A 10,454-nucleotide genomic window follows, 5' to 3' on the forward strand; every position below is an offset into this window, starting at 1 on the left:
CCAACTTCGATATTCAGACATGCGAAAATCTCGCCGCATTGGCGGATACGTGCATTTTTCGGTATCGAAGTCAGCCCGCCACCACGGCATACTTGCCGGGTCGGGGCAACGCCGCGATAAGCCGCGACGGAGCCCGCACCGGGTCAATGTCGCGGCTTATCCCTGCGTTGACCTGGCGCGGACTTCGTTCGGGTGGCTACAGCCCCACGGCACCGTCGATCCGTTCGCGTAGCAGGTCGGCGTGGCCGTTGTGCCGGGCATACTCCTCCACCATGTGGAACAACACCCAGCGCAACGAGACCTGGCCACGATCCGGCTCATCGCCGAGTATGTCGAGATTCGGCGCGTCGGCCACGAACTGCTCGGCGAACGCGATCTCGGCTCGCCACAACCGCCATGCCTGCGCAACGGTCTCCGGATCGGCTACGGCGCCATGGAAATCCGCGTCCCGGTCGGCTGTCGACCAGAAGTGCGGCGGCGCATCCTGACCGGCCAGCCGACGCCGAAACCAGAGACGTTCCACGTCCGCCATGTGCCGGATCAACCCCAGCAACGACATCGGCGACGGCTCGACGCTGCGGCGAGCCAGCTCCTCGGAGCCGAGACCGGCACACTTGAATTCCAAGGTCTCGCGCTGAAACCGCAGGAAACCCGCCACCGTCGCCCGCTCGTCGGCCCGCAACGGCGCGTCTACGCGCGGGTCGGCATCGGTCTGGTTCGATATCTCAGCAGACATGGCGACATGCTACGCGGGCCGATCCCAGCGGACTCCAGGATTTTTCGGGGTCGATCACGATTCCGGCACTTTGATGCCGAGACGTGCGCCAAAACGCTGATCCGTCGTGATTAATGCATGTTTCGGTATCGAAGTCGGCCCGCCACCACTGCGTTGACCTGGCGCGGCCCCCGTTCGGGTGGCTACTCCCCGACGGCACTGTCGATCCGTTCGCGTAGCAGGTCGGCGTGGCCGTTGTGCCGGGCGTACTCCTCCACCATGTGAACCAACACCCAGCGCAACGAGATCTGCCCCCGCTGGGACCCGCGGCCAATGACATCGAGTTCCGGCGCGTCGGCCACGACCTGCTCGGCGAACGCGATCTCGGCTCGCCACAACCGCCACGCCTGCGCGACGATCTCGGGATCGGCTACGGCGCCATGGAAACCCGCGTCCCGGTCGGCCGTCGACCAGAAGTGCGGCGGCGCATCCTGGCCTGCCATGACCTGGCGAAACCAGATGCGCTCCACATCGGCCAGGTGCCGGACCAAGCCGATCAGAGCGATTCGAGCACGAACCAGATCCCCACGGCGGGCTCCATGCCGTCGTTGCGGTAACCGTGCGGCGTGGTGGAGTCGAAGGACACGGCGTCGCCGGGTACGAGCCGGTGCTCGTCGAAACCGAGGGTGAGAACCAGCTCGCCGTGGACGACGTAGCCGTACTCCACGCCCGGGTGGCGCATGAGCCGGCCGTTGCCGGCCGAGGTGCTGCCGGGCTCGTAGGTGATGCGCAGGAAATCGACGTGGGCTCCGGGCACCTGGCCGAGGCGTTCCCAGGTCACGCCGGAGTCGAGGGTCAGCACTTCACGCTGCGCGGGCTGCACCACGGGCCCGACCCGTCGCCCCCGGTCCGGTCCCGTCACCCGCAATCCGGAGCCCGCAACGCTCTCGCCCGCCACGCTCTCCCCCGCTGCGGCGGCGACCGCGGCGATTCCGGCGGCACCGTGCTCGAACGGGCTCTCGCCGCGCACCCCTGCCCCCGCGCTCGCTCCGGCGCTGCCTGGTTCACCCGATCCGGCCAGCGCCTGATCGGGACGCTCGAACAGGTCCTCGACGGACACGCCGAGCACGTTGGTGATCGCGTAGAGCGTGCTCACTGACGGGCGGCTCTTGCCGGTCTCGATCTGGGAGATCAGGCTGGGCGACACCCCGATCTCGCGGGCCAGCGCGCGGGCGCTGATGCCGGTGCGCAGCCGCTCGGCACGAAGTCGATCTCCGATGTCGAGCGCAGATTCGCGGGTCACCCGGCGCACTCCTCTCCCCGGCTGATCAGTACAAGTTAACACTCTACGCCATGCCGTCCGTCTTTGATGCGAGAACCACGGGCTTCACGTATTGACGGCACCGCCCGCGTGTTCAATGATGATTAGCACTACTGCACACATGCCTTAACACTCCCTCCCCGAAAGAGGTGACGGGCGATGGCGATTCGAACCTTCGGCCCCAACGCCGTGGACTGGGAGGAGCGAGTCGATCTCGACCGGCTGCGCCGCGCCCGCCTGGATCGGTTGCGCGCCACGCTGGACGCCTCGGATCTGGGCGCCGTGCTCTCGTTCGACTTCTCCAACATCCGCTACATGACCTCGACCCACATCGGCACGTGGGCGATGGACAAGCTCATCCGGTTCGCCCTGCTGCCGCGCGGTGGCGAGCCCGTGGTCTGGGACTTCGGCTCGGCCGCGAAGCACCACCAGCTGTACAACCCGTGGCTGGACGGCGAGCAACGCGCCCGCGCGGGCATCTCCACGCTGCGGGGTGCCTTCCACCCCGACGCCGGTATCGCTGCAGACGTGGCTACGAAGGTCGCGACGGTCCTGCGCGAGCACGATCTCCACCGTGAGCCGCTCGGCATCGACGTCGCCGAGATGCCGGTGCTGGAGGCACTTCGAGCGGAAGGGCTCGACGTCGTCGACGGCCAGCAAGTGTTCCTGGAGGCCCGCCGGATCAAGACACCCGACGAGATCACCTTGCTTACCCAGGCCTGTTCCATGGTCGACGCCGCCTACGAGGAGCTGTACACGTTCCTACGGCCCGGCGTGAAGGAGAACGAGTGCGTCGGCGTGGTCAGCAAAGTGCTCTACGACCTGGGCAGCGAGTTCGTCGAAGGGGTCAACGCGATCTCCGGTGAGCGCTGCTCACCACACCCCCACGTCTACAGCGACCGCCTCGTCCGCCCGGGCGACCCCGCGTTCTTCGACATCCTGCACAGCCACCTCGGCTATCGCACCTGCTACTACCGCACCTTCGCCGTCGGCAGCGCGTCGCGGGCCCAGCGCGACGCCTACGTCCGCTGCCGCGAGTACATGGACCGCTCGATCGAGCTCGTCAAACCCGGTGCGACGACGGCGGACATCGTGTCCGTGTGGCCGCGTGCCGAGGAGTTCGGCTTCCCCGACGAGACGGCGGCGTTCGCGCTGCAGTACGGGCACGGCGTGGGGCTGTCGATCTGGGAGAAGCCCATCTTCAGCCGGCTCGTCTCGTTCGACCACCCCGAGACGATCGAGGAAGGGATGGTCTTCGCCCTGGAAACCTACTGGCCCGCCGCCGACGGCTGGTCCGCGGCACGCATCGAGGAGGAGGTGGTCGTCACGGCCGACGGATGCGAGGTCATCACCAAGTTTCCGGCCGAAGAGCTCCTCGTGGCCGGGCGCAAGTACTGGACTGTGGGAGGGGAGCTCGACACCGCACGTGAAGCGCAGTCGCACCTCAACACGCGGGGAGGTGAGCGGCGATGACGGCTGCCAGCGACTCCCCTGCCAGCACCGGGGCGGCCCTGGGCGCCACCGAGCTGCTCGCGCTCTACGAGCAGATGCAGGTCATCCGCCGCGTCGAGAAGGCGGCCCACGACCTGTTCATGTCCGGCCTGGTCAAAGGGACCACGCACCTCGCCGCCGGGCAGGAGGCCGTCGCCGTCGGAGCCAGCGCGGCGCTGCGGCCTGACGACTACGTGTTCGCCACCTATCGCGGCCACCACCATGCCCTCGCGCGCGGGGCAACACCGCAGGAATGCCTGGCCGAGCTGATGAGCCGGGCCACCGGCCTGTGCCGGGGCAAGGGTGGGTCGATGCACCTGACCAAGGCGTCCACCGGCATGCTCGGCTCGTACGCCATCGTCGGCGCGCACCTGCCGATGGCCGCCGGGGCCGCGTGGTCGGCGCAGCTGCGCGGCACCGGCCAGGTCGCCGTCGCGTTCTTCGGTGACGGCGCCACCAACATCGGTGCCTTCCACGAGGCGCTCAACCTCGCCGCGATCTGGCGGCTGCCGGTCCTGTTCATCTGCGAGAACAACCTGTACATGGAGTACACGCCGATTGACACCGTCACCTCGGTGACCAACCCCGCGGCCGATCGGGCGGTGGCCTACGGGCTTCCCGGCCACGTCGTCGACGGCAACGACGTCGTGCTGGTCCACGACACCGTCGCCGGCGCCGTCAGCCGCGCCCGCGCGGGCGAGGGCCCCACGGTGATCGAGGCACGGACCTACCGGCACTACGGGCACAGCCGGTCCGACCCGGCGAAGTACCGGCCCGCCGACGAGGTGGAGCGCTGGCTCGCGCACGATCCCCTGACCCTGGCTCGCACCCGGCTCGAATCACTCGGTGTCGCGGCCGCGGAGCTTGACGAGGCCGAGACCCGGGCTTCGGGCATCGTCGACGACGCGATCGACGCCGCGAAGAACGCGCCCGAGGCCGACCCGGCCGAGGCGTTCACCGACGTGTGGGCGGATGGAGGCAACACATGGCGGACCTGATCACCTATCGCGAGGCTGTGGCCGAGGGCATCGCACGCGAGATGCGCCGCGACCCGAGCGTGGTCTGCCTGGGCGAGGACATCGGCGCCGCGGGCGGCGTGTTCAAGACGACGGTCGGGCTGCTCGACGAGTTCGGCCCCGGGCGCGTGTGGGACACTCCCATCTCCGAGCAGGCCATCACCGGAGCCGCCATGGGCGCCGCCATGACCGGCCTGCGACCCGTCGCCGAGATCATGTTCAGCGACTTCCTCGCGTGCTGCTGGGAGTACCTGGCCAACGAGATTCCCAAGGTCCGCTACATGACCGGCGGCCAGGTCACCGTGCCGCTGGTGGTGCGCACCGCCAACGGGGGCGGGCTCGGCTTCGGTGCCCAGCACTCGCAGGCAGTGGAGAACTGGGTGTTCACCGTGCCCGGCCTCAAGATCGCCGCGCCGTCCAGCCCGGCCGATCTCGTCGGGCTGACGGCGGCCGCGATCCGTAGCGACGACCCCGTGGTCGTGTTCGAACACAAGGGCCTGTTCGCCAGCAAGGGCGCCCCGGCGCCCCCGGATCACGTCGTCGAGCTGGGACAGGCCAGCGTCATACGCGAGGGCAGTGACGTCACGCTCGTCGCTCTCGCCTCGACGGTGCGCACGGCCGTCGAGGCGGCCGAGCGCCTCGCCGCCGAGGACATCTCGGTCGAGGTGATCGACCTGCGCTGCCTGGTGCCGCTCGACGTTCGCACCGTGCTCGCCTCGCTTGAACGAACCTCGCGGCTGGTCGTCGTCGAGGAGAACCCGTACCAGGGCGGATGGGGCGGCACGCTGGTGTCGCTCGTCGCCGACGAGGGATTTCACTTGCTCGACGCGCCCATCAAGCGGGTCGCGTCAGCGTGCGTCCCCCTCCCCTTCGCCGATGCTCTCGAAGAGCGAGTCATCCCCACCGCCGACGGCGTGGCCGACGAGATCCGCGCGCTCGCCGCCTACTGATCCGCAACATCACTCATCCGCCAGCTTCACCAACCGCCCACGACACCCGTCGAGCAACGCCATTCCTCAGTCAACGCGGACGCAGGAAGAGGTACCGCAGATGACCCACCGCACACTGATCCGTGGTGGCCACATCCTCACCATGGACCCGCACCTGGGCGACCTGCCCCACGGCGACGTCCTCGTCGAGGACGACACGATCGTCGCCGTCGACCAGCACATCGACGCCGACGCGGAGGTGATCGACGCCACCGGCCACATCGTCCTCCCCGGATTCGTCGACACCCACCGGCACACCTGGGAGTCCGCCATCCGCGGATGTGCGCCCAACTCCACCCTCGACGATTATTTCGTCGACGTCCTCGATACGTTCGCTCCCGCGTATCGCCCCGACGACGTGTACGCCAGCAACCTGGCCGGCGCGCTGGAATGCCTCAACGCCGGCATCACCACGCTGGTGGACTGGTCGCACATCAACAACACGCCGGAGCATCCCGACGCCGCCATCACCGCGCTGCAGGAGACGGGTATCCGTGCCCAGTACGCCTACGGCTCGGCCAACACGTCGCTGGCCACGTACTGGTTCAACAGCTCCGAGGTGATACCCGCCGACGACGTCCGCCGGGTCCGCGAGACCTACTTCCCCGGCGACGACGGGCTGCTCACTCTCGCGCTGGCGACCCGCGGGCCGGGATTCTGCCAGGACGACGTGGTGACGACGGAATGGGCGCTGGCCCGTGAGCTTGGCATCCCCATCACGGTGCACGTGGCCATGGGCCGCATGGCCGGCCGGTTCGCCATGGTCGAGCAGCTCGACCGGCTCGGCTTGCTCGGCCCGGACACCACGTACGTGCATGCCTGCTACTTCAGCGACCACGAGTGGCAGCGCGTCGCCGACACCGGCGGCACGGTCTCCATCGCGGCCCAGGTCGAGCTGCAGATGGGGCACGGCTGGCCGCCGGTGAACAAGTCGTACCAGTTCGGCCTGCGCCCGAGCCTGTCGGCGGACGTCGTCACCACCGTGCCCGGCGACATGTTCACCCAGATGCGGGCGGCTTTCGGCGGGGAACGCGCCCGGGTCAATGCCACCTGCTGGGAGGCGAACACTCCCGTGCCGGACACGATGCTCACGGCCCGGCAGATGCTCGAGATGGGCACCATCAACGGGGCGCACGTCGCCGGCGTCGAGGATCGCACCGGGTCGCTCACGCCCGGCAAGCAGGCCGACATCGTGACCATCGACGCGAGCGCGATCAACGTCACCCCGGTCATCGACCCGGTGGCGGCCGTCGTGCTCTGCGCCGATGTCAGCAACGTGGACACGGTGCTGGTGAGCGGCACCGTCCGCAAGCGTGACGGCAAGCTCGTCGGCGACATCGACCGTGCCCGCGAGCTTGTCGAGGCCTCGCGTGACTACCTCGTCGACGCCACCGCCACCAAGGAGGCCGCCTGATGGATAGCCGGCATCTGGTGCACCGGGCAGCGCAGGCGTCATACCAGGCGCCGCCCGGATGGTCGGACGTCGCGACTGGCTACCGCCGCTGGACCGTGGTGGGGGAAGGTTCCGGATCCGTGCACACCGGGTTCGGGATCTGCGAGCTGGAGCCCGGCGGCATGGTACCGGCGCACGTCCACTCGTTCGAGGAAAGCTTCCACGTGCTCGACGGCAGCGCGATCATCGAGACCTCCGACGGTTCCTACCGCGTGGGGCCCGGGGACTACGGGCTGATCCCGGTCGGCGTGCCGCACGCCTGGCGCGTGGATGCCTCGGCGGACAGCGTCGTGCGCTGGGCCGAGATGCAGGGCCCGCAGCCGCGTTCCCGCACCGGTGAGGACACCTTCCTGGTGCCGCCGCTGCCGAAGCACGATCCGATACCCGTGGACGTGCGTGACCCGCGAACCCGCGGCCTGGGCACCATCTCCCCCGCCCACATGGACCCGACCAAGCAGAGCCAGGACCTGCTCGCGGTGTCGGCCAGCATGCGCACCGCGCTGCTTGTCTACAGTGGCATCACCGTGAAGATGATGGTCGACAGCGACCTGGGCGCCCAGCTGACCTCCATGTTCATGGTCCAGTACGAACCCGAGGGCGTGGCCGGCGCGCATGACCACCCCTTCGAGGAGACGTACCTGATCCTGGAAGGGGCCGTCGAGGCGAGCTTCGACGGCGAGCGGCACGTGCTGCAGCCGGGCGACGTCGCCTGGGCCGGCGTCGGCTGCGTGCACTCGTTCAAGAACGTCGGCGACGGGCGGGTGCGGTGGCTGGAGACCCAGGCACCGCAGCCACCGCCCCGGCACTCCTACCGGTTCGCCCGGGATTGGGACTACCTGCGAGAACAGCTCGCCACGCACGCCGAAGGGAGCATGCCATGACACAGCCGCGCGCCGTTCTGGTGATCGGCGGCACCTCGGGAATCGGGCTGGAGGTGGTCCGGCATTTCGCCGCCGCCGGCGACGACGTCGTGCTGACCGGCAGGGACGGTGAACGCGCGGAGTCGATCGCGAAGTCGGTTGCCCAGGAGCTCGACGGCCGGGTCCGTGGTATCGCGCTCGACCTCACCCGCGTGGACGAGATCGCGGCGGCGCTGTCCGGGATCGAGAGGGTCGACGACATCGTGCTCGCCGCCGTGGACCGCGATCACAACACCGCTGCCGACTACGACACCGCCGCAGCGCAACGGCTCGTGACCCTCAAGCTCGTCGGCTACACCGAGGTGGTCCACGCGGTGCTGCCCCGGATGAGCGACGACGGGTCGATCGTGGTGTTCGGCGGGCTCGCCAAGGACCGGCCATACCCGGGCTCGACGACCGTGTCCACGGTGAACGGTGGCGTGATCGGGATGGTGCACACGCTGGCCAACGAGCTGGCACCCATCCGGGTCAACGCCGTGCACCCGGCCATCGTCGGCGACAGCCCGTTCTGGAGCGGCAAACCCCCGGAGATGTTGGATGGATTTCGATCCCGGACCCCCACCGGGCGGCTGACCGCGATGGCCGACGTCGTCGACGCTGTGGCGTTCCTGCTGCGCAACGGGTCAGTCAACGGTGTGAACCTGAACGTGGATGGCGGGTGGTTGCTGAAATGACCGCACCGGAGGACGGCACACACCACGCCCGGATCGCCGTCGTGGGAACCGGCCGTATGGGCGCGGCCATGGCGGTGCGGCTGCACGAGCGCGGCACCGACGTCGCCGCCGTGCACAACCGGACTCCCGCCAAGGCGGAGGCGGTGGCCGGGCGGTTCGACCCGCAGGCCCGTCCCCGAGTGGCGGCCACGCCGCGCGAGGCCGCCGCGCTGGCCGACGTCGTCATCGTGTCGCTGGGCGACGATGACGCGGTGCGCGGCACCTATGCCGGTCCCGAGGGCTTGGCCGCCGGGCTGCGTGATGGGTCCACGGTCGTGGAGACCAGCACGATCGACCCGCGAACCGTGCACGAGCTCGAACGGATGGTCGAGCCGGGCGGCGGGGCGCTGCTCGACGCCCCCGTGTCCGGCAGCGTGCCGCTGGTCGAGAAGGGCGAGCTCACCTTCCTGGCCGGTGGTTCGGCGGATCCGCTGGAGCGGGTCCGGCCGGTACTCGACGCGCTGGCTCGGCGGGTGTTCCACGTCGGCGGTACGGGCACCGGCGCGGCCATGAAGCTGGCCGTCAACGCCATGGTGATGGGGCTGAACCAGGTGCTGTCGGAGGCGCTGGTGCTCGCCGAGAAGGCCGGTGTGGAGCGTGGCACCGCGTACGAGGTGTTCCAGGCCAGCGCTGTCGGCGCGCCGTTCGTGCACTACAAGCACGATGCCTTCGTGCACCCCGATGAGACGCCGGTCGCTTTCAGCCTCGACCTCGTGGCCAAGGACCTCGCCCTCATCACCGGCCTCGCCGAGCGCCTCGGCGTGCGAATGCAGCAGACCGAGACCAACCGGCACGTGGCCCGGGCCGCGATCGAGGCCGGCCTCGGCGGGCAGGACATGAGCGCTATCGCGGGCTTCCTCACCGACGGTCCCGGCGACCGATCCGGCCGGGCAGGCGACTGATCCGGCCGGGCAGGCGTTCACCCGCGACGGTACGGCACGCGGCGTCTGGTCCTCACCAGCGCCCGGTGTCGCGGCACTTCGATGGCCAGACGTGCACGAAAACGCCGTTCAGCCGCAATTAGCGCATGTTTGAGCATCGAAGTCGGACCTGCCCGGCCGTCTGATGGCGAGTGCGGATTCCGGATCTCACCCGACGACGCGGTACTTGATATGCGTGACGCCCGGAGCGTCGATGGCGCGTACCTGTTCCACCTCGAGGCCGTCCACGTTCTCGAACAGGCGCTCGCCGCCGCCGAGCAGAACCGGCGTGACGTGCAGCTCGAACTCGTCGACCAAGCCTGCCGCGAGGTACTGCTGGACGACGTTGGCGCCGCCGGCCAGCGAGACGTCCTTGTCACCTGCGGCGTCGCGTGCCTGCGCGAGCGCCGACTCGATCCCGTCGGTGACGAAGTGGAACGTGGTGCCACCCTCCATCGTGAGCGGCTCCCGAGGATAGTGCGTGAGGACGAACACCGGAGCGTGGAAGGGAGGGTTGTCGCCCCACCAGCCCGTCCACGGTTCCTCTCCCCACGGGCCCGGGCCTCCCCCGAACATGTTCCGGCCCATCACGACGGCCCCCACGTTCGCCTGCGCCTCCTCGACCACGGGAGTGCTGGCGTTCACCGTGCCGCCCTCCAGGCCCTGTGCCCGGCGCCACGCCTCCAGTCCGAAAACCCACTGGTGCAGGCGCATACCGCCCACGCCGATCGGGTTCCGCTCGCTTTGCTCCGGTCCCGCGACGTACCCGTCCAGCGAGATGGCCAGCTGGAACCTGAACTTTCCCATCGAATCTCCTTCGCTCGGTCCGGTTCACCCGTCGACTCCCGCGTCGACGCTTCTTCCGCATCACCGGATACAGACCGGCCGAGTTCGCGAAATTCATCGCGGGTGACAG

Annotated in this window: 11 protein-coding genes; 7 read left to right on the forward strand and 4 right to left on the reverse strand. The window is 69.1% G+C overall.

The features are described 5' to 3' along the window. Nucleotides 1-196 precede the first annotated feature (196 nt). The 3 genes from DPM12_RS06130 to DPM12_RS06140 form a co-directional block, all read right to left on the reverse strand. A complete protein-coding gene (locus DPM12_RS06130) occupies nt 197-736 on the reverse strand; it encodes a DinB family protein (RefSeq protein WP_112257382.1) in 540 nt (179 codons plus the stop codon). A gap of 182 nt (nt 737-918) precedes the next feature. After that, nucleotides 919-1,266 carry a DinB family protein gene (locus DPM12_RS06135; RefSeq protein WP_211658522.1) on the reverse strand — a complete coding sequence of 116 codons (348 nt, stop codon included), beginning with the start codon at nt 1,264-1,266 and terminating at the stop codon, nt 919-921. 5 nt (nt 1,267-1,271) lie between these two features. After that, nucleotides 1,272-2,018, reverse strand: a complete 747-nt coding sequence (locus DPM12_RS06140) for a helix-turn-helix domain-containing protein (protein ID WP_112257384.1) — start codon at nt 2,016-2,018, stop codon at nt 1,272-1,274. Nucleotides 2,019-2,195: 177 nt separating this feature from the next. Between DPM12_RS06140 and DPM12_RS06145 the strand changes: the two genes are divergently transcribed. The 7 genes from DPM12_RS06145 (at nt 2,196) to DPM12_RS06175 (ending at nt 9,520) form a co-directional block, all read left to right on the forward strand. Then, nucleotides 2,196-3,509 (forward strand): M24 family metallopeptidase, encoded by a 1,314-nt coding sequence (locus tag DPM12_RS06145; RefSeq protein WP_112257385.1) that lies wholly within the window; start codon nt 2,196-2,198, stop codon nt 3,507-3,509. Beyond that, nucleotides 3,506-4,525, forward strand: a complete 1,020-nt coding sequence (locus DPM12_RS06150) for a thiamine pyrophosphate-dependent dehydrogenase E1 component subunit alpha (protein WP_112257386.1) — start codon at nt 3,506-3,508, stop codon at nt 4,523-4,525. The genes DPM12_RS06145 and DPM12_RS06150 overlap by 4 nt, the downstream gene beginning before the upstream one ends. Continuing rightward, nucleotides 4,513-5,493, forward strand: coding sequence for an alpha-ketoacid dehydrogenase subunit beta (locus DPM12_RS06155; RefSeq protein WP_112257387.1), 981 nt, complete (start codon nt 4,513-4,515; stop codon nt 5,491-5,493). Before DPM12_RS06150 ends, DPM12_RS06155 begins: the two co-directional genes overlap by 13 nt. A 100-nt stretch (nt 5,494-5,593) precedes the next feature. Then, on the forward strand, nt 5,594-6,946 hold the full coding sequence (locus DPM12_RS06160; protein ID WP_112257388.1) for an amidohydrolase family protein: 1,353 nt from the start codon (nt 5,594-5,596) through the stop codon (nt 6,944-6,946). After that, nucleotides 6,946-7,866: a cupin domain-containing protein gene (locus tag DPM12_RS06165; protein ID WP_112257389.1), complete on the forward strand. Its 921-nt coding sequence runs from the start codon at nt 6,946-6,948 to the stop codon at nt 7,864-7,866. The genes DPM12_RS06160 and DPM12_RS06165 overlap by 1 nt, the downstream gene beginning before the upstream one ends. After that, a complete protein-coding gene (locus tag DPM12_RS06170; RefSeq protein WP_112257390.1) occupies nt 7,863-8,579 on the forward strand; it encodes an SDR family NAD(P)-dependent oxidoreductase in 717 nt (238 codons plus the stop codon). The genes DPM12_RS06165 and DPM12_RS06170 overlap by 4 nt, the downstream gene beginning before the upstream one ends. Then, nucleotides 8,576-9,520 (forward strand): NAD(P)-dependent oxidoreductase, encoded by a 945-nt coding sequence (locus DPM12_RS06175; RefSeq protein ID WP_112257391.1) that lies wholly within the window; start codon nt 8,576-8,578, stop codon nt 9,518-9,520. The genes DPM12_RS06170 and DPM12_RS06175 overlap by 4 nt, the downstream gene beginning before the upstream one ends. Nucleotides 9,521-9,706: 186 nt before the next feature. On the opposite strand, the gene DPM12_RS06180 is transcribed toward DPM12_RS06175, so the two are convergent. Further along, nucleotides 9,707-10,345 (reverse strand): dihydrofolate reductase family protein, encoded by a 639-nt coding sequence (locus DPM12_RS06180; protein ID WP_112257392.1) that lies wholly within the window; start codon nt 10,343-10,345, stop codon nt 9,707-9,709. Between the last annotated feature and the right edge of the window lie 109 nt (nt 10,346-10,454).

Origin of the sequence: Phytoactinopolyspora halophila, from assembly GCF_003287285.1 — a bacterium.
GTDB lineage: Bacteria > Actinomycetota > Actinomycetes > Jiangellales > Jiangellaceae > Phytoactinopolyspora_A > Phytoactinopolyspora_A halophila.